23 protein-coding genes are annotated in these 19,093 nt (G+C 38.7%); 12 read left to right on the plus strand and 11 right to left on the minus strand.

What is annotated here, in order from left to right; all coding sequences use genetic code 11:
- Window positions 1-27 precede the first annotated feature (27 nt).
- From SB717_RS16925 to SB717_RS16935, 3 genes are all read left to right on the plus strand, one after another.
- The gene (locus SB717_RS16925; protein WP_029714417.1) at window positions 28-648 is read left to right on the plus strand and encodes a class I SAM-dependent methyltransferase; all 621 of its coding nucleotides are present in this window, start codon (window positions 28-30) and stop codon (window positions 646-648) included.
- Window positions 649-732: 84 nt separating this feature from the next.
- Window positions 733-1,239, plus strand: coding sequence for a PCYCGC domain-containing protein (locus tag SB717_RS16930; protein WP_251533595.1), 507 nt, complete (start codon window positions 733-735; stop codon window positions 1,237-1,239).
- Between the two features lie 218 nt (window positions 1,240-1,457).
- Entirely contained in the window at window positions 1,458-1,775 is a 318-nt protein-coding gene (locus SB717_RS16935) for a DUF3243 domain-containing protein (RefSeq protein ID WP_013083905.1), read from the plus strand.
- Between the two features lie 47 nt (window positions 1,776-1,822).
- Here the strand turns inward: SB717_RS16935 and SB717_RS16940 are convergent, their stop codons facing one another.
- The 4 genes from SB717_RS16940 to SB717_RS16955 form a co-directional block, all read right to left on the minus strand.
- The gene (locus tag SB717_RS16940) at window positions 1,823-2,668 is read right to left on the minus strand and encodes an N-acetylmuramoyl-L-alanine amidase (RefSeq protein WP_410904257.1); all 846 of its coding nucleotides are present in this window, start codon (window positions 2,666-2,668) and stop codon (window positions 1,823-1,825) included.
- Between the two features lie 351 nt (window positions 2,669-3,019).
- Window positions 3,020-3,643, minus strand: a complete 624-nt coding sequence (locus SB717_RS16945; RefSeq protein ID WP_410904258.1) for a LysE family translocator — start codon at window positions 3,641-3,643, stop codon at window positions 3,020-3,022.
- A gap of 432 nt (window positions 3,644-4,075) precedes the next feature.
- Entirely contained in the window at window positions 4,076-5,719 is a 1,644-nt protein-coding gene (gene aimA / locus SB717_RS16950; protein ID WP_074680081.1) for a glutamate/serine transporter AimA, read from the minus strand.
- Between the two features lie 383 nt (window positions 5,720-6,102).
- Window positions 6,103-6,660: a thioredoxin family protein gene (locus tag SB717_RS16955; protein ID WP_074680079.1), complete on the minus strand. Its 558-nt coding sequence runs from the start codon at window positions 6,658-6,660 to the stop codon at window positions 6,103-6,105.
- 351 nt (window positions 6,661-7,011) lie between these two features.
- Here SB717_RS16955 and SB717_RS16960 point away from each other — a divergent pair, with 351 nt between their 5' ends.
- The 3 genes from SB717_RS16960 to SB717_RS16970 all read left to right on the plus strand — a co-directional run bounded on the left by SB717_RS16960 (window position 7,012) and on the right by SB717_RS16970 (window position 9,348).
- Window positions 7,012-7,143: a hypothetical protein gene (locus SB717_RS16960; protein WP_013057845.1), complete on the plus strand. Its 132-nt coding sequence runs from the start codon at window positions 7,012-7,014 to the stop codon at window positions 7,141-7,143.
- Window positions 7,144-7,487: 344 nt separating this feature from the next.
- Window positions 7,488-8,621 (plus strand): processed acidic surface protein, encoded by a 1,134-nt coding sequence (locus SB717_RS16965; RefSeq protein ID WP_029714799.1) that lies wholly within the window; start codon window positions 7,488-7,490, stop codon window positions 8,619-8,621.
- 1 nt (window position 8,622) lies between these two features.
- On the plus strand, window positions 8,623-9,348 hold the full coding sequence (locus SB717_RS16970; protein ID WP_410904259.1) for a class D sortase: 726 nt from the start codon (window positions 8,623-8,625) through the stop codon (window positions 9,346-9,348).
- A 28-nt stretch (window positions 9,349-9,376) separates the two neighbouring features.
- On the opposite strand, the gene SB717_RS16975 is transcribed toward SB717_RS16970, so the two are convergent.
- A complete protein-coding gene (locus SB717_RS16975) occupies window positions 9,377-10,168 on the minus strand; it encodes a sulfite exporter TauE/SafE family protein (protein ID WP_074680071.1) in 792 nt (263 codons plus the stop codon).
- Between the two features lie 312 nt (window positions 10,169-10,480).
- On the opposite strand from SB717_RS16975, the gene SB717_RS16980 reads away from it, so the two are divergent.
- Entirely contained in the window at window positions 10,481-11,050 is a 570-nt protein-coding gene (locus SB717_RS16980) for a GNAT family N-acetyltransferase (RefSeq protein WP_013083913.1), read from the plus strand.
- A gap of 190 nt (window positions 11,051-11,240) precedes the next feature.
- Window positions 11,241-11,456: a hypothetical protein gene (locus SB717_RS16985; RefSeq protein ID WP_182005401.1), complete on the plus strand. Its 216-nt coding sequence runs from the start codon at window positions 11,241-11,243 to the stop codon at window positions 11,454-11,456.
- Here the strand turns inward: SB717_RS16985 and SB717_RS16990 are convergent.
- On the minus strand, window positions 11,449-12,273 hold the full coding sequence (locus SB717_RS16990) for a 5'-nucleotidase, lipoprotein e(P4) family (RefSeq protein WP_410904260.1): 825 nt from the start codon (window positions 12,271-12,273) through the stop codon (window positions 11,449-11,451). The genes SB717_RS16985 and SB717_RS16990 overlap by 8 nt on opposite strands.
- 417 nt (window positions 12,274-12,690) lie before the next feature.
- Here SB717_RS16990 and SB717_RS16995 point away from each other — a divergent pair, with 417 nt between their 5' ends.
- The gene (locus SB717_RS16995) at window positions 12,691-13,323 is read left to right on the plus strand and encodes a YitT family protein (protein WP_410904261.1); all 633 of its coding nucleotides are present in this window, start codon (window positions 12,691-12,693) and stop codon (window positions 13,321-13,323) included.
- 41 nt (window positions 13,324-13,364) lie between these two features.
- On the opposite strand, the gene SB717_RS17000 is transcribed toward SB717_RS16995, so the two are convergent.
- Window positions 13,365-14,363, minus strand: a complete 999-nt coding sequence (locus SB717_RS17000; protein ID WP_074680065.1) for an NADP-dependent oxidoreductase — start codon at window positions 14,361-14,363, stop codon at window positions 13,365-13,367.
- A 128-nt stretch (window positions 14,364-14,491) separates the two neighbouring features.
- Between SB717_RS17000 and SB717_RS17005 the strand changes: the two genes are divergently transcribed.
- Complete coding sequence (locus SB717_RS17005; protein WP_029714794.1) at window positions 14,492-14,719, plus strand: hypothetical protein; 228 nt, start codon at window positions 14,492-14,494, stop codon at window positions 14,717-14,719.
- A gap of 242 nt (window positions 14,720-14,961) precedes the next feature.
- A complete protein-coding gene (locus tag SB717_RS17010) occupies window positions 14,962-15,420 on the plus strand; it encodes a GyrI-like domain-containing protein (RefSeq protein ID WP_029714793.1) in 459 nt (152 codons plus the stop codon).
- 28 nt (window positions 15,421-15,448) lie between these two features.
- Here SB717_RS17010 and SB717_RS17015 read toward each other — a convergent pair whose 3' ends face one another.
- Both SB717_RS17015 and SB717_RS17020 read right to left on the minus strand, forming a co-directional pair.
- On the minus strand, window positions 15,449-15,922 hold the full coding sequence (locus SB717_RS17015) for a hypothetical protein (protein ID WP_029714792.1): 474 nt from the start codon (window positions 15,920-15,922) through the stop codon (window positions 15,449-15,451).
- Window positions 15,923-16,020: 98 nt separating this feature from the next.
- Window positions 16,021-16,146: a hypothetical protein gene (locus SB717_RS17020; protein WP_256972392.1), complete on the minus strand. Its 126-nt coding sequence runs from the start codon at window positions 16,144-16,146 to the stop codon at window positions 16,021-16,023.
- Between the two features lie 298 nt (window positions 16,147-16,444).
- On the opposite strand from SB717_RS17020, the gene SB717_RS17025 reads away from it, so the two are divergent.
- The gene (locus SB717_RS17025; RefSeq protein WP_074680063.1) at window positions 16,445-17,329 is read left to right on the plus strand and encodes a YitT family protein; all 885 of its coding nucleotides are present in this window, start codon (window positions 16,445-16,447) and stop codon (window positions 17,327-17,329) included.
- A gap of 38 nt (window positions 17,330-17,367) precedes the next feature.
- Here SB717_RS17025 and SB717_RS17030 read toward each other — a convergent pair whose 3' ends face one another.
- Window positions 17,368-18,126, minus strand: coding sequence for a cytochrome c oxidase assembly protein (locus SB717_RS17030; protein ID WP_410904262.1), 759 nt, complete (start codon window positions 18,124-18,126; stop codon window positions 17,368-17,370).
- Window positions 18,119-18,601: a DUF2243 domain-containing protein gene (locus SB717_RS17035; RefSeq protein ID WP_074680057.1), complete on the minus strand. Its 483-nt coding sequence runs from the start codon at window positions 18,599-18,601 to the stop codon at window positions 18,119-18,121. Before SB717_RS17035 ends, SB717_RS17030 begins: the two co-directional genes overlap by 8 nt.
- Between the last annotated feature and the right edge of the window lie 492 nt (window positions 18,602-19,093).

The raw sequence follows: 19,093 nt of genomic DNA on the forward strand, positions 1-19,093 counted from the left end.
GAAAGCTTATTTTCTAGGAGGGTTTACATGAATAACCGCTGGAATCAATTTATTTATAAATGTTGGGCTCCTTTTTATGATGTCTTTTTTAATAACGGGATGTTTTATCAAGCCAGAAAAAAAGTCTTTCAAGACGTCCACTTTTCATCTGAACAGCGCATTTTATTTGTAGGTGTTGGAACGGGTGCAGATTTAGCTTTTATTCCTCATGAAGTAAATGTAACAGCCATCGACTATTCAAGTGAAATGCTTCAAAAAGCAAAAGATAGATACAAAAACCCGTCTATAACTTTCCACCAAATGGACGCTCAGCAGCTAACATTCGACTCTTTTTCGTTTGATGTAGTTGTAGCAAGCTTAATTCTTAGCGTAGTACCTGATGCGGAGCAAGCTTTAAAAGAAATGACAAGAGTAGTAAAGCCGAAGGGAACTATCCTGATTTTTGATAAATTTGAAACTAAAAAGAAATCAGCGGCTTTTCCTAAAAAAATATTCCGCCCTTTCGTAAAATTACTAGGAACGGATATTGGCCTCTCTTTTGAACATGTGTTTGAAGCAAGCCGGGATCAGCTTATCTTGAAGGAGAATTCAAGCGTCATGTTGAAAGGTATGTATCGGAAAATTATTTTGCAGAAAGTTGATGAATGACTTCAAAGACGAATGATGCCTTTTTCACATGATGGATGTACATATTATTGTCTAGCTTTAATTGAAGAAAGGATGAACATTTTGATGATAAAATCAAAGGTCATAACAGTTGTCCTTGCAGCAAGCATGGTCTCCGGCTGCGGAAACGAAAGTAAAGAAAGTTCAGGCAGCAAACGTACAGAAGCAACACAACATGAAGAACATCAGCAGCACACATTAGGTGATAAACGAGAAGAAACAAAAAATAGTGAAACTCTTCCCTCTTTTCTAAGTGACAAGTCCGAAGACATGCAGCTTATTTATGCAGCCGCTGCTAAGCATCAAACCTTACTAGAAAACATTCCTTGCTACTGCGGATGTGGAGAAGAAGCTAATCATCAAAACAACTACGACTGTTTTATTTTTGAAAACAAAGGAAACGGCGCAGTGACGTGGGATGATCACGGAACAAAATGCGGCGTCTGTTTAGAAATAGCGGCTCAGGCTGTAGTAGACTACAGCAAAGGCAAAAGCATCGAAGACATTCGCCAAGAAATCGATGATAAATATAAGGAAGGCTATGCCCCGCCTACTCCTACGCCCGAAGTATGATGCTTCAGTATAAAAATCAGTAAAAGACTTTGATTTCTTTATTCAAAGTCTTTTTTGTCATTTTATTATTGGCTGATAAAATCTCGGTGGATCTCACCTTTTTAAGTCCTTGTAAAACGCCATAATATAAAAATAACACATTCGGACGTTTATTTACTGAATCCTCAGGGAATATGCTTTCTAACACCCAAATATAACCATGAGAGGAGAAAAAAACTATGAGTAATTCTGTAGAAACAAATCATTCAGCAAAAGTTGAAGGAGCAATTAATTCTATGAGCGAGGAGAAGAAAGAGGATATTCTCTCTAGCTTCGAAGGATTTAAAAGTTATCTAGGGGACAAGGTCTCAAAAGGCGAAAAGTTAGGGATGAACGAAGAGCAGCTTGCTAAAACAGCTCAGAAAGTAGCTGATTACCTTGCTAAGCATGAAGAGCCGCGCAATCGAGAGGAAAACCTGCTTCACGAACTGTGGAAGGTTGGAGACAAAGAACAGCAGCATCACCTTGCCCATATGCTTGTAAGATTAGTTCAATAAATAAAAAAGATGACACGCTGCCGTGTCATCTTTTTTATTTACAGATATTAAACAGCTGGAATGATAATTTGCTGACCAATTTGCAGTTTTGCAGGATCCACACCAGGATTTGCATCTTGCAGCTGCTGAACGGTCATGCTATATTTTTTCGCAATGCTGTAAAACGTATCTCCTGCTTGTACAGTATACGTAGTGACAGGAAGAACAATTTGCTGACCAATTTGCAGTTTTGTAGGATCTACGCTAGAGTTTGCATCTTGCAGCTGCTGAACGGTGATATTATACTTCTTTGCAATACTATAAAATGTGTCTCCAGATTGAATGGTATAGAATGTAACTCCATTAGAAGGTAAGTTTAAATACTTAGCAATTCCACGCGCGTGCGCTTCTCCCACTTCCCGAAGAAACGTAGCGTTTCTTAATTTTTCAGCGTCGGCTGTCGTATCGATAAACAAGTTTTCTGTTAAAACAGCTGGCATATTTGTTTCACGCAGAACAGCGTAATTAGCCGTTTTTAAACCGCGATCTGCAATCGTTCCAAATTTCCGCATGGTTGGTAAAATCTCCGTATGCAGCTCTTTTTGTAAAAGAAAAGATTGACTTCCCTCTTGTGATGGATACCGATACGTTTCAAATCCAGTACCTTCTCCAGCATTAATGTGCATCGAAACAAAAATATCCGCTCCCCATGCATTAGCCCGGTTCGCTCGGTCTGATAATGAAACAAACACATCGGTTGAACGAGTTACTTGAACATCTACTAAATAGTTATGCTCTAAATACGCCCGCGCGTGTAGTACAAGCTGCAGCGTAATATCTTTTTCACGCAAATTATTTCCTAAAGCGCCTGAATCTGTACCGCCGTGCCCTGCATCTAGCCATACTTTTTTCATGTGAACCTTTCCTTTCAAACATAATATGAAAGAAATTGGGATTAACACCGGCTTTGTCCGATGTTTTATCTTCCATTATATATATATATGTAAGTAGACAAGAAGGGTTCGTCCCTTTAAAGATTGGAGAAAAATTACTCAAAAAACTGAATTTTGCTAGGCACTGGTGTTTTAAAGCACAACATAAAGACGGATAAATGAGCTAGAAGCAACTACATACATGAAACCTGCTTTTACCATAGACATAAAAAATCCGAACGAATTGGATTTATCGTTCGGATCTCCCTTTAACTAACCTATGTCCACGCCTTTTAATAGAGATAAAAAGCAGGTTTACCATCTTATCTTCTGCTATTTCTCACTAAAAGCAATTTTTAAGCCAATAAGCGTAAAGATAGAGCCTTGCACGAGATTAAGCCGCTTAGACAGCGCTGGAGATTTCCGTAAAAACTCCCCTACTTTCCCTGCAAATAGACTAATTAACGTAAAAATAATCAGCGCTTGAACTAAAAATACAGCTCCATAAACAAGCATTTGCTGTGTCGCGTTTCCGGTTGAATGATTAACAAACTGAGGTAAAAGAGCAAGAAAAAAGAGCGAAACTTTTGGATTTAGCAGATTCATAATCACTCCTTTTTTATATAGCGCCTTGTACTCAACCGCTTCTTTGTTTTCAACAGCGAGAGCGGAATCTTTTGCTGTAAACGTCTTATAAGCCAGATATAATAAATAAGCTGCTCCAGCGTATTTTACAATAGCAAAAGCTAAAGCCGATTGATAGATAACAGCCGATAGACCCAATGTTGCTGCAGCTATATGACCAAGCAAGCCCGTACAAAGCCCTAATGAAGTCGAAATTCCTGCATATCTACCGTGTGATATGCTTTGTGCTAAAACAAATAAGTTATCAGGTCCAGGCATAACCGTAAGCAAAGCGGCTACGCCTAAAAAAGAAGTGATTGATACGATATCCATAAGTCGTTCTCCCCCTGCATGATTTTGCCAACCATTATAGCATTTTTTACTATCTAGTATTCAAAAAAATAAAATTTATCCACAAAAGAAGAGGCTGACACATAACTAAATCAATCTAACCTAAAAACAAACAAATTGGATACATAAGCTGGACTGCTTGTTACAACGCAGTTGATTTCCGTGCAAGGCTTCGCTTTCCGCGGGCGGCCAGTGAGCCTCCTCGTCGCTTGCGCTTATGCGGGGCCTCACCTATTCCGCTTTTCCCGCAGGAGTCTTCGCCTTGCCCTCCAATTAACTGCTAGAACCAACTATACAGATAAAATCTATATTCAACATAACAACAAAAAAACACGAACTACCAATCAAAAAATAATTAATAGTTCGCATTTAACTTCAACTGAAATACTTTTGTCCCAGTCTCATTTTTACTACTTATTTAATTTGTTTTTCTATAACTTGCTCTTTAGCTGAGGCAGTCTGTGCTTCCACTGCTTTCATTTCATTATTAACATCGATTGCTTCTTTTAAATACTCTGTTTTGTATCCACTTTTAAGTGCCCAAGCATAAAAGAAAAGTGCCACAATTGCAATAAGACCCATGTCCCAGCCGTATTTAATAATATTGAGTCCCCCGAACTTTTCACTTCCTATCCAGGAGATTGTCATCATACATAATAAGTAGACAATCATCCAAACGCCAGCTCGGAAGTTTTGACCAAAACCTTTCCATTTTGATTTTGCCTGGTAGTAAAAATAAATTGGCAGTCCTATTAAAATAATAAATAATACCTGTCCAGTTAACGGCCATCTTGCCCAGTAAAGAGTAAGTGAAGCAAAGATGAAGCCAAGAGGCGCTATTACGTTTAACCCTTTTATACGTAAAGGTCTATAAAGATCGGTCCCCGTTTTTCTTAACGTCATAGCCGTGATAGGACCAGTAAGATATGAAATTAACGTAGCTACAGAAATAATTTCGGCTAAAATTCCCCAGCCTCTAAATAAAAATAAAAAGATGAATGAGACAAATAGATTAAAAAACATGGCTTGACGAGGAACGCCGTAAAGCGGATGAACTCGTCCCAGTATATTCGGCAAGTATTTATTTTTTTCCATACCATAAATCATACGTGACGTGGTAGCTGTATACGTAATACCTGTTCCTGATGGCGATACAAAAGCATCGGCATATAACACAATAACAAGCCAGTTAATATTTAACGCAATCGCTAAATCAGCAAACGGCGAATTAAAGTTAAGATGACTCCATCCTTTTACGATTTCTGAAGGATTTACCGCTCCAATAAACGCAATTTGAAGCAATACATAGATCACGGTTGCAATTAAAATGGAGCCTACTACCGCAATTGGAATAGAGCGACCCGGATTTTTTGCTTCTCCCGCCATGTTAATAGGGCTTTGAAAACCGTTAAAAGCAAACACAATCCCAGACGTAGCAACTGCTGTCAAAACGCTTGCCCATCCATTTGGAGCAACGCCTCCTGCAGAAGAGAAGTTTCCGCCGTGAAATCCTGCGAATAAAAGAGCACCAATTGTAAGCCCTGGAATCACAATTTTAAAAACGGTAATAAGTGAATTAGCTTTCGAAAATAAGCCTACTGTCCAATAATTTAAAAGAAAATAAATAATTAATAGTCCTGTAGCAATAGCCAAGCCTTTTCCAGTAAGAATTCCGTTTTCTACTAAACTCCCTGTCCATTTTGCCCACTCCCACGGCCATGAACTCATGTACTGAACAGAGGCAACCGCTTCAACAGGAATAACCGATACGATTGCAATCCAGTTTGCCCAAGCCGCAATAAAACCAAGAAATGAGCCGTGCGAGTACTGCGTATACTTAACCATACCTCCGGCTTCTGGAAACATAGACCCTAGTTCACTGTAAGAAAGAGCTATAAATAAAATAACAACCATTCCAATAATCCAAGAAGCAATTGCTGCGGGACCTGCAATTTGAGCAGCTCTCCATGCCCCAAACAGCCATCCTGATCCAATAATAGATCCAAGTCCAACCATCATGAGAGAAAACGTTCCCATTTTTCTATGTAAGTTATTCATGTATCTAACACCTTTCTTCTATATATTCTGAGAAGTGCGTTATTAAGCGCTTTCATTAAATTTAAAAAAATAAAGTGCATGTTGAACTCTAAAAATTCTGCTTAAAAGTACTAACCAAAAGCTTTTACATTCATTCACGCGTCCCCTTTCTTCATTTATTATTTGTTATTATATCATCATCAAGTTAAAAAGTACGCGTTTTGAATAAAATATATTTTTATTTTTAGAATTTTTTGCGTTTTATCAATTAAAAGTGCGCGTTTTGAACACTAATATTCATAAAAGTAGCCTTTTCATTAAAGTGATATACAAACGATTTTGCTGCAATAACTAGAAAAAAAGCAAGATAAAATGAAGCGCTCATTTTACCTTGCTTTTTTAAATTATTTTACAACAGCTAACACGGTTTCTTTAAAGCTGTTATAAACATACGACCAAAGAGCCGGTTCTTCTTTATATCTTGTTCGTAACGCTGAAAAGACTTCTTTTTGTTTTTCTTCAAACGTAGGATCTTCTTTTGAAGGAAGTTCGGCGCGAAGCTCATCGACAATTTGCTGAACTTCAGGAGCACGAGGCCCCCATTTCCCCAGTAAATTCCCTTCATTATTAAAAATTAAAATAATTGGGATGGCACGGCCGCCGTTTGTTAAGTGACGATCAATTAATTCGGTGTCCGAATCGCGCAGTGCAACGCGCACATCGATACCGGCAGCTTCAGCTACTTTACGAATAATTGGGTTAATCATCATCGCATCTCCGCACCAATCTTCAGTAATCGCTAAGAAGTGAAGCTGATAAGCTTTTAGAGTGTCAGCCAGGCCATCTTGTGGAAGCTGAAATTGTTCATAAACAGCTAAACTTTCCTCTTTTAATGTACTCATGTCGTTCATGTATGTTTGAATTGATTTTCCTTCTTCAAAATACTGCTGTTCTGTTTTCATAAAGATCCCTCTTTCTTTTTTGTATACGAATAGATGAGATATACAATTTCGTTTTCCTCTTTTCTATACGCACTACTAGTATAGCTTTTAAGCACAATGAATCAAAATATAAAAGTCTGCATCCCCATTTTGATCATGTTTTTTTATCCTGCGACGGGACTCACAAAACTTCAATTTAAAAACAGCACACTGAGATGTTATAAAAAAAGAGAATCGGGTACATGTACACTATCAATGTAACAAATTTTAAATCTTTGTGAATATTTGAGAATGTTTATTGTGTAACCGTCATCTTTTTATTATGATAATGATATGTTAGCTACTTGACTATATATGGAGGATGAGGCAAATATGAATCAATCCCCGCATGAAAAGCGAAAAAAACGCAAACAGTTTGTAGAACGTTTAAGACTAAAAGGAATTAAAATAGAGCTGACAAAACCGCGCTCTCACTTTTCTTCACTATCCTTACTAAAATCATAACTCGTAGCCACCTTTTTCTAAAGCGGAACGGTATCGAATTTCAACTATCTATGCTAATGCTTACATATCATTTCAAAAAGAACAGCTTCTAAGTGCTGTTCTTTTTTGATGTTTTTTTATATTTCTGTCTCTGTCAAAAAAAGTATAAATCTTTTTCTTTATTTTCCCCTTCTTTCTATCTAGGGCTTTCCACTCCTTTTCATACGATATTCTCAAAATATATAGTTCTATAAATACCTTAAATTACCACTATATTCAAGGTATATATAATATAAGTATATATTGTAAATTTATAACTCTTACTATATAATCTTGTAGAAAACGTAAAAAAAAGGAGAAAATTGATGAAAAAACTGGGGACAATTTTATTATCATTTCTGCTGTTTGTTGGCGTACTTCCAACGTCTTCATTCGCAGCCGCGTCAACATTTGACGCAGATTTCAACAAGTATTTAAAATCGGTAAGCCAAACGCGAGGCTTTGAAGTAACCAAAGACGACGTTGAATATTCACTTTCACTGTATGACGATAGTCTTGAAAACTACGATACAATCGCAGATTTAGAAGATTTTTTAGGTGAACCGATTGCAGCTGACTTACATAACCTGCAAGATTTGTATGCAGATTTTGACTTAGACAAAACAAGCTTAAATGCGTTATTAAAAGAGAACGGCCAAAGCTTAGACGATTATGTGTACCTAGATGATTTATACGATGATGTCGGCTTCTATCTAGAGGGCGATGACTGGTATGAAGATGATGAGTCATATGACGAAGAAGACACTTCTTACGATGATGAATTAAGCGAAGAAGATTTAAGCGGCTTACTATCATTCATGCAGTCTGAATTAGGCTTAACTTCAGAAGAGTTAAATCGAATTGAAGCACATTTTACATCATTAGAAGATGAGCTTTCAAATGAAGCAACGCTTAACCGCTTAGATCAATTAGGCGAGCGCTTAGCGGCATTCGAAGATTTTGATACAGCAACAGAATTATCTGCTGATCAAATCGCTGAATTAATGTCTATTTATAAAGAAATGCTATCAATCTTCCATTTAGACGCTAAATTTTCACTTGTACAAGGCGGAAATGAAAGACCGCTTTCTCTTACTGATTTAATCAACTTAGAAGAATTAAAAAATGCAAGTCTAAAAATTTCTCTTTATACGACAGACGGTAAATTTTTAGCAGACATGGTGATCACAGGCGATATGTTCAATTCTGATATCATCACAGATACAGGAAAAGAAGTAGAAAAATCTGCTGAAGCTGTAGCAAAACCAGCTCAAGCACAAAAACCAGCAGTAGAAAAGAAACAAGAACCGGAGAAGCAACAAACGAATAGCGCTGTACAAAAAACCGTTAAAGGCGGAAAACTTCCGGAAACGGCTTCTAATTATGTAACAAATACATTAATTGGATTAGTGCTTGTAGCAGCTGGCTTTGTTCTTTTCCGCAAAGTGAGACGCGCATAAAATGGAACCAAGAAAAAAAAGAAGAACAATCAATCGTAAAAAGCGGTTGATTGTTCTTTCCCTTTTAGCCGCTGTCATCTGCTTTGGTCTTTGGTTTACAACAACAAACGCCTATAAATTTGCAAGAGGCTATTTGGCATTTAAAACAATGGATACAGAAGAACCAGCCGCAGCTTCAGTTTCTAAAAGCAAGGACTCATCAACAGCGGACTCTTCTGCTGAAGCTTCTTCTGTTGAAGCTAAAAAAACGGTACACTCCCGTACTGCTAGCCCGGAAAAAAAGCCGAAAGTGTCAAATGTGTCTTATCCGAAACAGCCAAAAATTGGTGATTTAATGGGAGAATTATATATTCCTAAATTAAACGCTAAGCTGCCGATTTATCACGGTACGAACGAAGATGAATTAGAAAAAGGCGTCGGTCATTTTGCAGGAAGCGTGCTGCCTGGTCAAAACGACAATTCTGTTCTATCAGGACATCGCGATACGGTTTTTCGTAAGCTTGGCGACGTGGGTGAAGGCGATTCGCTTGTGGTAAGTACAGCAGCAGGCACCTTCACATACAAAGTAAACAAAGTACGAATTGTTGATGCGGATGACCGGACCGTTATTGTGCCGAAACCTAGAGCCACTTTAAGCGTCAGCACCTGTTATCCATTTAACTACGTTGGTTCAGCACCTGAACGCTATATTTTAGTCGCTCACCTTGTTTCATCAACAACAAAATAAAAAAGCTGCCCTTAAAAAGGCAGCTTTTTTAATGAATAGATTTCATTAGTAAATCAAACCATATTTTTAACGAAGTCGCCGTAATAACGACCGCTAAGATAACTTGCAGCGACGCTACCTTCGTCTTTTGCCCGACAAAAGCGCCAATTGGAGCTGCTAGTAAGCTTGCTCCAATAATCATAAGCGCCGGAAGCAAAAGGACTTGATGCGTCATTACTTTACCAAATGTTGTCCCCATAGACGAAATAAACGTCACGGCTAATGAGCTTGCAATCGTTACGCGCACAGGAATTTTTAACACGGTAATCATAATAGGAACAAGTAAAAATGCGCCTCCTGCTCCAACAATCCCCCCGCAAATTCCAACTAAAAACGCCAGAGCTGCTGCCAAAGGTCTTGAAAACGTCACTTCGAATGAATCGGCCGCTGGATTATTTTTTTTGGGCATAAACATTAATCCTGCAGCAATTGTTGCCATCACGCCGTAAATGAAATTGATCATTCCTTCTGAAAACGAGTTTGATAGCGTTGAACCAATGAGACTACCAACTAAGACGCTGATACCCATATATAAAATTAACGGTTTATTCAAATAGCCGCCCTTTTTGTATGCAAGAGCTCCTGAAACGGAGGCAAACAGCGACTGTACGGCTCCTATACCAGCTACTTCGTGCGCGCTGAATATTCCCACTCCTACAAGAGGCGGGACAAATAGCAGCAGCGGGTACAAAACAACTGATCCTCCAATTCCAAGCATACCTGCTAAAAATGACCCGAAAAACCCGAGTGCAAATACCGTTATTAATAGTTGTACATCCATGTTTTTACCACCTGCTTTTATCAATCCAATGTCATGTTTGTTAGAAAGTATGTATACATACGACGTCTTATCTCTTCTTCCATTGTATCACTGTATATGCCTCTTTTCTGTAAAAATATTGATAAAAGTGCTTTCAATTATTAATTTTTTTAATCATTAAAATCCTATCGACTTTATGTGTTATTTACTTTTAGCCTAAACTTCCTCGTTCTCCTCCCTGTTACTTGTGGTAGAATAAAGAAAAACTAGATGTTAGAACTGCCTACACGCTACGCTTATCTCAGCAGGCCCATCATCACAGGAGGCTTTCGTATGTTTGAATACAAAATTGATGACGAAGTTAGTTTGCATTTGATTGAATCAACTGACGCTTTCCCCTTGCTTTCTCTTATTAACGAGTCAAGACCTTACCTAAAAGAATGGCTCCCATGGGTAGATAGCATGCAAAGCATTGCTGACTACGACGAACTCATCCCTGAATGGAGAGCTCAATACTATAATAACCAAGGGTTCCAGGCCATCATTCGCTACTACGGAGAAATAGCCGGGATGATTGGTTTTCACGGAATTAATTGGGGAAACAAAAGTACAAGTCTTGGCTATTGGATTGGCCATGATTTTCAAGGAAAAGGCATTATGACAAGAGCCGTACACGGATGCCTAAACTATGCATTTAATACGTTAAACCTTCATCGAGTCGAAATACGCTGCGGCGTTAATAATGAAAAAAGCAAAGCCATCCCTACACGCCTAGGTTTTACAGAAGAAGGCATTTGCAGAGAAGGTGAATATCTATATGATCACTACCACGACCTTGTGATTTATGGCATGTTAAAACACGAGTGGAAGCAAGCTCCTTATGCTCCTTGGCTTCTTTCTTAAAAGGCAGGATCATTTGGACAAGCTATCGTTTAAATAGGGTATAGTAAAAAGGTTAAAAAAGCTGGGACAACAATATGTGAGTTGAAGAGAAATCCGAACGAGGTTGATTCTTAATGAAGAATCAACCTCGTTCGGATTTTTTATTGTGATGGTGAACATAGGTTTCATTCAATGCAGGTGCTACCAGCTGTTGATTGGAGGGCAAGACGAAGACTCCTGCGGGAAAAGCGGAATAGATGAGACCCCGCAGGTGAGAAGCGACGAGGAGGCTCATCGGCCCCCCGCGGAAAGCGAAGTCTTGTACGGAAATCAACAGCGGTGTAACAAGCGGTTCAGCTCATGTATCCAATTTGTTCGCCTTTTGATTGGAGCGATTTCGTTATGTTTCAACCTATTTTTTAATTGAAATACTGAAGCTGTGCGCGGCGAAGCTTATCTTTTTGTTTGTCCGAAATTGAGTAGTCGTAGTTATAAATAGCTCCTTCCCAATCTCCATACATTGGATTTGGAAACACAATTAGCTTTTGACCAAAAGCTTCTTTTTGCTCTTCTACAAGTTTATTTCGATCAGTGATGGATTTTTTATCAAAGCCGCTAAAATCAGATAAGTTATCACCAAACAGCAGGACTACATTATGATTCGTCGCTACTTTTTGACGGCGCGTTTCTTTTCCTTCATCTTTTGGACCCGTTAATAGGACGTGATCTTTGGTTGCTTGAGGAATATGTAAATTCTTTAGGTTTTTAATTGTTGCCTCAAGCTGAGAAGTTGTACGACCTGAAACATAGTAAATATCTACGCCTTTTTGATCCGCATACGTCAAGAAATCGACAGCACCTGGCACTGCTTTCGCTTTTGCTGCTTGCACCCACTCATCCCACTTATAAGGAAATCCTTTACCAGTTTTGATGGCTGATGCTTGAAATGGACTATTATCAAGCACGGTTTCATCTAAATCCAAAATAATGGCAGGCTTTTTATCGGTACTTTTTGCAAGCGCCTCATCTAAACGAAGCTTTCCTGTATTATAGCCTTGATAATACAAAGCTTTCATTTCGCCGGATGTTTGGTACCAAGCGTCCGCCATGATTTGCTGATTAGCTAGGTTTTGAGCGGGTTCTTTTTTCTCAGCAGACACTTCTTTTTCCTGCTGAGGGGCACATGCTGTAAGTGAAAAAGCAAGTACAGCCACTCCTGTCAACGCTGATAATTTCTTATTCATTTCGCATCCACATCCATCTCTACATATTTTCATTCTAATAATGTTATATATTACCTTAAATACACAAAAAATCAATATAAAGACGAATGATATTTTAATTGTAAAGTTAAATAGTTCGTTTTAACTAATGTTTTCTCCCTTTTTTTAACCATTATCCAAATATTTGTTTATACATTTTCCAAAATCCGTTTTTCTCATTCTTTCTTTTCGATCTTTTTTTAGAAACATATTGGTTTATCACTTATTTGCTTTGAAGGAAGTTGATAAGTCTGAATTATCTAACTTTTTATCTTGTGTTAGATTCTCTCACAAAAGTGCTTTTTTTTGAAAAGATATATAGTAAAATAGATTTTGTGAATTAAAAGACGGTGTTTTCTATCGAAAGTATTGTATAAATATACAAAAGGGGATGGAGATATGAATCACGTAAAACAATGGGGATGGATTACCTTTGGCTGCTTATGCGTTGCCATCGGAATTCAATTTTTAACCGCTTCTAACCTCGTTATTGGCGGAACAGCAGGACTTGGCATCGTACTGCAGCATTTAACCGGTATTTCATTTGGGGTATTGTTCTTTATTATCAATTTACCATTTTATTTTATGGCTCTTACACAAATTGGACTGCAGTTTACGATAAAAAGCTTTATCAGCGTTAGCCTGATGTCAGTGATGTCCGATTTATTAGCTGCCAACTTTTCATTTACGCTTCCGCATCCGCTTGTAGCCGCGGTTTTGGGCGGCATTATCGTCGGCATTGGACTAATCTTTTTGTTTCGCCACGGCTCTTCTCTTGGCGGCATCAACATGCTATGTGTGTTTCTTGATAAGAGGTTTGGCATTAATCCAGGTAAAACAATGCTTTTGACAGATGTGCTGATTGTAGGCTCTGCAACAGTGGTATTCGGCGTAGTTCAAGTTCTTTATTCATTAATCGGTATCTTCATCATGACAGGACTGCTTGGACGCTATCACAAGCGCTCGCCAATCGAACGAACTGGTGAACATATCGAAGAAGAAGCCAAACAACAAACGGCTTCAACGATGTAAAAAAAAACCGTGCGGAAATAATCCCGCACGGTTTTTTACGCTTATTCTGCTACTTTTACAAGCTGTTTTCCTAAGTTTGCTCCTTCAAATAAACCAAGGAACGCTTCAGGTACATTTTCAAAACCTTCTACAACGTTTTCGCTGTACTTGATTTTTCCTTGCTGCACCCATTCGCCTAACTGCTTAATGCCTTCAGGGAATTTGTCAGCATAGTCGGCTACGATAAACCCTTTCATTAGCGCACTGTTAATTAATAAAGGTGTTTGAACACGTGGTCCAACATCTTGTTTTTCTAAGTTATACAGTGAAATTTGGCCGCAAAGCGGAATGCGCGCAAATTTATTTAATAAGCTAACAACTGCATCTGAAATCTCTCCGCCGACGTTTTCAAAGTAAACATCCACGCCATTAGGACACGCTTCTTTCAATGCTTCTTTTACATTTCCTTTTTTATAATTAATCACTTCATCAAATCCGAGCTCATCTTTTAAATAAGCAATTTTATCTTCAGAACCTGCGATGCCGACAACACGTGCGCCTTTAATTTTAGCGATTTGACCAACAACAGATCCAACAGCGCCTGCTGCACCGGAAACGACGACTGTTTCGCCTTCTTTTGGCTGACCGATTTCAAGCAGTCCAAAGTAAGCTGTGAGACCAGGCATACCAAGAACGCCGATAGCCGTTGTAATTGGCGCTAGCTCTGGATCAACTTTCTGTAAGTTTTTTGCTTCTGCCGCTGAATAGCGTTTCCATGGAAGCATACCCGTCACGATATCGCCTTGTTTAAAGCGATCTGATTTTGATTCCGTTACGCGTGCTACAATGCCGCCTGCAAGCGGTGCGTTTAGCTCAAATGGAGGAACATATGATTTTGTATCGTTCATGCGTCCTCTCATATACGGATCAACAGAAAGGTAAAGTGTTTGAACAAGTACCTCGCCTTCTTTTGCTGTAGGCATTTCAATTTTTTCATATTTAAACGTATCTTTTGTTGGCATTCCCTTTGGGCGTTCTGCTAATAAAATTTGTTCATTCATCGATATCGCTCCTTTTTAGTTCTCTGTTTTTTGTAAAATGTGCTAAACTTACCTTTGTTATTTTAAATTATATATTGTGCACAACGCAAAAAATATGATTGTGCAATAACACCGAAGGAGAAAAAGACATGGAGCTAATTCGCTGTAAAGAAGATGTTGTTAAAAAACTAAACGAGTTTGTTGAAGTAACTCCCCCCGTTATTTTGTTTAAAAAAGGAAATATGTATCCGATTAGAATGGATATCAACTACAACTGGATTGCCACGGACGAACAAGGTCATGAGCATATTGTCGCTTCAAACACAAAAAATGTGCAGGACGACTACTGGTTTAGCTACCATTTTGACTTATATTAAGGAGTTTCCCGTATTTACTCTTCGTAAACGTTATATAAATAAAGTGTTGCATTAGTAAAAACAGCGTACGAATTCCCGCGCTGTTTTTATGTAACAATTAAAGTATCTCAAGCATGCGTTTGAAGCTTTGCTCATGTTCCATTTTCTGCATCGATATCTACTTAAGATTATGTTACAATCACGGTAAAGTAATTTATGATTGATAGAATAAAAGCTAGAGCTTGAAAAATTCGAGGTGGATTATGCAAGGTAAAGTTGTATATAAAGAAGGATTTTCAGTGATAGGCATAGCAAAAAACGGAGAGTATCAAAAAGAGAATCTTTTGAAGCAAATACTTAAAGAAAAAGAAATGATTACTTCTTCAAAAGAACCTCATATGGTTACAGGCATTTGCATGGCTCCGAAAAGAGAAAATTATTTTTATATTGCAGGTACAGAAGTGGCTGATACGGCTTGTATTCCAAACGGTATGAGCGTTCATACGTTTCCTTCGTTTACATACCTGCAGTTTAAACACAGAGGTCCCATTACATCGCTTGGGTCGACGTATAACAGCATCTGGAATGAATGGCTGCCGAACTCTCCTTACAGCATGATTGAAGGTCCTGCTCTTGAAATTGTAAATACAGCTATACACAGCAATTTATATAGTGATACATATGAAATGGATATTTATATTCCCATAAAGCTGGGACAATAAAAAAGGTGAACGTACGTTCACCTTTTTCCTATTTTTGCAGCTGTTTATATAAATGATAAAGAGTAAAAACGCACTCTGGATGACGCTCTTTATGGTTAAAAAAGCCATGGGGAAACATGAGTGAAAGATTCCCTTTTTCAATTCCGGTCACATACTTGTTTTCCATAAGCGGATATTCTTTCACAATCCAGCGCGCTTCGTCAATAGTAGACGTAACCACTTCACCAAAGTATACGCCCATACACTCTTCAAATTCTTCTTTTGTCATTGAAAAATAGTCAAAGCGATTGCCGTCTTCTAAATCATAGTAAAGCAGCTCTAAGATTTTTAAACTTTCGTCTGTAAAATCAACAACAAATTCATCTACCGCTTTGCTTATTTCATGAATGTGATTCATGCACTGTTCGCGCACTTGATGATAGTAATAGCTAGCTTCAAACTGATGTTCACACGTTACTAGCGATTCTCCATATGATGCTGTTAGATCATGATGCTTGCTCATGCTGACACCTCCACGCTAAGCTTATGGAGCAAGTATAACATTAACCAAGCAGCTACCGAGCAGTTTCCATTAACAACCTATCCGTGGTAATATCAGGCTTACTTTTTGCTCATTATTCTGCCGTACACAAATCCTCCGCTAACAAGAAGAATACCGCTAATTAATACGCTGCTTAAAAAGATTTGCGAATGCATCAAGTGATTATACATCATCCACATGCTCATTTCGTCATCTCCTTTTGGCCTTTTTTAACTAGTATCCCCGATTTTCTTACCGCACATGCCGGCATTTTCATCATTTTTTATCAAACCTCTATATAGTGAAAATTGTGAAGCCAACTTTTTTTCATCGTTTTACTCCTTAAAAAGCTTGCTTATGACTCTAAAGCAGGCTTTTTTTATATAGTGAAACAAGTAATTAAGCCGTCTATCCCCACTAATTGTGCAGAGTAAGGTATAATTAAAGATAGTTTCACTTTTCTAAAGTGAGAAATACATATGAGACATCAAAGGAGAGATGCAAATGACAGAAATCGAAAAAACGAAAATTCAGCACCGAAAGCTGTCCAAGGGACAGGTATTTGGAAGGGCCATCGCCATTGCGATCGGTGCCCTGCTCATGGCCACAGGACTTGAAATTTTTCTCGTTCCGAACCACGTTGTCGACGGAGGAATTACCGGTATTTCCATCATGCTTTCGCATATTACTGGCGTAAATCTAGGAATCTTTCTTTTTGTACTCAATCTTCCGTTTGTATTTATCGGTTACAAGCAAATGGGGAAAACATTTGCCCTTTCCACTATTTTTGGCATACTGGTTGTATCCATCTTAACTTCTATGTTTCACCATGTCCCCGCGTTTACCGCAGACGTTCTTCTTGCTACCGTTTTTGGAGGAATTATTCTCGGAATTGGAATTGGACTCGTAATTCGCTACGGCGGAGCGCTTGACGGTACGGAGATACTTGCCATTTTAATCAGTAAAAAAATTCCGTTTTCCGTAGGAGAAATTGTGATGTTTTTCAACTTCTTCATTTTAGGAGCAGCGGGATTTGTGTTCACGTGGGACCGCGCCATGTATTCTATCCTTGCATACATCATTGCCGCTAAAGCCATCGATACGGTTGTAGAAGGATTGGAAGAGTCAAAATCAGCTTGGATTATTAGTGATCATTCTGATGACATTGGCGATGCGATTAATGCGCGTCTAGGTCGAGGCGTTACCTATTTGCACGGTGAAGGTGCTTATACGGGCGATGATAAAAAAGTGATTTTCTGCATCATTACGCGCCTTGAAGAATCAAAGCTAAAAACCATTGTTGAAGATTTTGATCCTACTGCCTTTTTAGCCGTTGCAGATATTACCGAAGTCCGCGGCGGACGCTTTAAAAAACGAAACATTCACTAAAAAAACGCGCAGAAAGTACGATACTTTCTGCGCGTTTTTTATATAAGAGATACTTTTTGAACCCTCTTAAACCATTCATAACAAAGAAGCACAATTAAACATAAGTCGATTAAATCGCCTCCGTAATACATCAGCATAGCCCCTTGCTGCGCCCCTGCCGCCGAGACGTGTATAGGCGGGTGAATGTACACATATTTTGATAAAATACCATGAGCGGCAAGAGCAATTATTAATACGGAAGCTCGGTGCGTAAAACTTTTCTGATGCGGCGAAGGATCGATTGAAATCATCGATACGGTGAATAAATAGCCGGCTAAAAACACGTGAATATGTACAGCCACATGCACGAAAAAAGAGTGATGCATCATGCCATACAGACTTGTTGTATAAAGAATCCAAAGTCCTCCTACGTTAAGCACAGAAGCTGTCACAGGACTGCTGATGAACCGAACAAACCGTCCTTTTAAAAGTTTTGACACTTTTCTGGCTGCATGAACCGGAAGCGTGCGAAGCAGCAGCGTAAGAGGTGCTCCTAACGCCATTAAAAGCGGAGCTAGCATACCTAAAAGCAAATGCCCCGTCATATGCGCGGTAAAGTCCATATGAGCACGGGCTGCGAGCGGTCCTGCTACAGAAGATATGGCGCATAAAATACCAAGTGTCCAGCTGGACGTCCTATATAATGACCATTTTGTATACGTTGCATTTGAAGACGCTACAGCCCACATGTATAAAAAAAAGGCAGCGGCAAAAGGCAGGGCTAATAAAAGCTGAGACAATACTTTATATTTAATCATGATGTGCACCTTGTTTACGTGTAAACCATGTTAAAATGATGCCAATAAACAGCATCAAACATGCAAGTACATTCCACGTAATGTCGTAAGGTGCAATCTTCACTCCGTACCGGATTTGATGAAGTCCCATAAGCTTATGCTGCACGGTCCCGTCATAAAGCTGAAACGCCCCCGCTCCAAGCAATACTCCCCCTATCCACCTTTTCACCCACCAGCCGCCTCGGCGCCTTAGATCTGCCACCATAAAAAGTGATGCAATTGTAGCGAACCAGCTGAATGCATGAAACAAACCGTCCGACACTAAACCGGCGGCCGTTGTGGACTTATCATAAAAATGATGCCAATGAAGCAGCTGATGAAACACTGCTTCATCAATAAAAGCAACTAACCCTACGCCAAACAAAAAGCCTGACCAGCTATTTCGAGCGCGGTGAACCACGCGTTGATTTGCAGTTGCTTCGTTTTTGTTTTCCATATATATACCTCCCTGCCAATTCTTTAAGTTTATATCGATTCTAATGAACGTATACCCTATTAAAGAGAAATGAATCTATAATATGGAAAAATAGGAGCTATATCCTAATATCGTTTTCACTATCTTTTCACCATAGAGGTATAGGATAGTATTTGCGAAGCCAATTAGCATATTTTTTCATAGTTTTACTCCCTTTCTAATGACCTGTTTCCCCAAAGCAGGTCTTTTTTATATCCCGCTTCTCTTTTCATCGTTTTTTCACCATAAAAGTATAGGATAGTACTTGCGAAGCCAATTAACATATTTTTTTCATAGTTTTACTCCTTTGTGAAGACCTGCTTCCCCAGAGCAGGTCTTTTTTTATATCCCGCTTCTCTTTTCATCATTTTTTCACCATAAAGGTATAAGATAGTACTTGCGAAGCCAATTAGCATATTTTTTCATAGTTTTACTCCCTTTCTAATGACCTGTTTCCCCAAAGCAGGTCTTTTT

The organism is Priestia sp. SIMBA_032 (assembly GCF_046535215.1).
In the GTDB taxonomy this organism is placed as follows: Bacteria; Bacillota; Bacilli; order Bacillales; family Bacillaceae_H; genus Priestia; species Priestia aryabhattai.

Bases quoted from the DNA above. Each gene is read 5' to 3' on its own strand.
- SB717_RS16990 (WP_410904260.1), bottom strand. From the start codon at position 12,273: ATGAATAAGAAATTATCAGCGTTGACAGGAGTGGCTGTACTTGCTTTT.
- SB717_RS17015 (WP_029714792.1), bottom strand. From the start codon at position 15,922: ATGAGCAAGCATCATGATCTAACAGCATCATATGGAGAATCGCTAGTA.
- SB717_RS16925 (WP_029714417.1), top strand. From the start codon at position 28: ATGAATAACCGCTGGAATCAATTTATTTATAAATGTTGGGCTCCTTTT.
- aimA (WP_074680081.1), bottom strand. From the start codon at position 5,719: ATGAATAACTTACATAGAAAAATGGGAACGTTTTCTCTCATGATGGTT.
- SB717_RS16980 (WP_013083913.1), top strand. From the start codon at position 10,481: ATGTTTGAATACAAAATTGATGACGAAGTTAGTTTGCATTTGATTGAA.
- SB717_RS17020 (WP_256972392.1), bottom strand. From the start codon at position 16,146: ATGAGCATGTGGATGATGTATAATCACTTGATGCATTCGCAAATCTTT.
- SB717_RS16965 (WP_029714799.1), top strand. From the start codon at position 7,488: ATGAAAAAACTGGGGACAATTTTATTATCATTTCTGCTGTTTGTTGGC.
- SB717_RS17035 (WP_074680057.1), bottom strand. From the start codon at position 18,601: ATGGAAAACAAAAACGAAGCAACTGCAAATCAACGCGTGGTTCACCGC.
- SB717_RS17025 (WP_074680063.1), top strand. From the start codon at position 16,445: ATGACAGAAATCGAAAAAACGAAAATTCAGCACCGAAAGCTGTCCAAG.
- SB717_RS16970 (WP_410904259.1), top strand. From the start codon at position 8,623: ATGGAACCAAGAAAAAAAAGAAGAACAATCAATCGTAAAAAGCGGTTG.
- SB717_RS16930 (WP_251533595.1), top strand. From the start codon at position 733: ATGATAAAATCAAAGGTCATAACAGTTGTCCTTGCAGCAAGCATGGTC.
- SB717_RS16935 (WP_013083905.1), top strand. From the start codon at position 1,458: ATGAGTAATTCTGTAGAAACAAATCATTCAGCAAAAGTTGAAGGAGCA.
- SB717_RS16995 (WP_410904261.1), top strand. From the start codon at position 12,691: ATGAATCACGTAAAACAATGGGGATGGATTACCTTTGGCTGCTTATGC.
- SB717_RS17005 (WP_029714794.1), top strand. From the start codon at position 14,492: ATGGAGCTAATTCGCTGTAAAGAAGATGTTGTTAAAAAACTAAACGAG.
- SB717_RS16975 (WP_074680071.1), bottom strand. From the start codon at position 10,168: ATGGATGTACAACTATTAATAACGGTATTTGCACTCGGGTTTTTCGGG.
- SB717_RS17000 (WP_074680065.1), bottom strand. From the start codon at position 14,363: ATGAATGAACAAATTTTATTAGCAGAACGCCCAAAGGGAATGCCAACA.
- SB717_RS16945 (WP_410904258.1), bottom strand. From the start codon at position 3,643: ATGGATATCGTATCAATCACTTCTTTTTTAGGCGTAGCCGCTTTGCTT.
- SB717_RS17010 (WP_029714793.1), top strand. From the start codon at position 14,962: ATGCAAGGTAAAGTTGTATATAAAGAAGGATTTTCAGTGATAGGCATA.
- SB717_RS17030 (WP_410904262.1), bottom strand. From the start codon at position 18,126: ATGATTAAATATAAAGTATTGTCTCAGCTTTTATTAGCCCTGCCTTTT.
- SB717_RS16960 (WP_013057845.1), top strand. From the start codon at position 7,012: ATGAATCAATCCCCGCATGAAAAGCGAAAAAAACGCAAACAGTTTGTA.
- SB717_RS16940 (WP_410904257.1), bottom strand. From the start codon at position 2,668: ATGAAAAAAGTATGGCTAGATGCAGGGCACGGCGGTACAGATTCAGGC.
- SB717_RS16955 (WP_074680079.1), bottom strand. From the start codon at position 6,660: ATGAAAACAGAACAGCAGTATTTTGAAGAAGGAAAATCAATTCAAACA.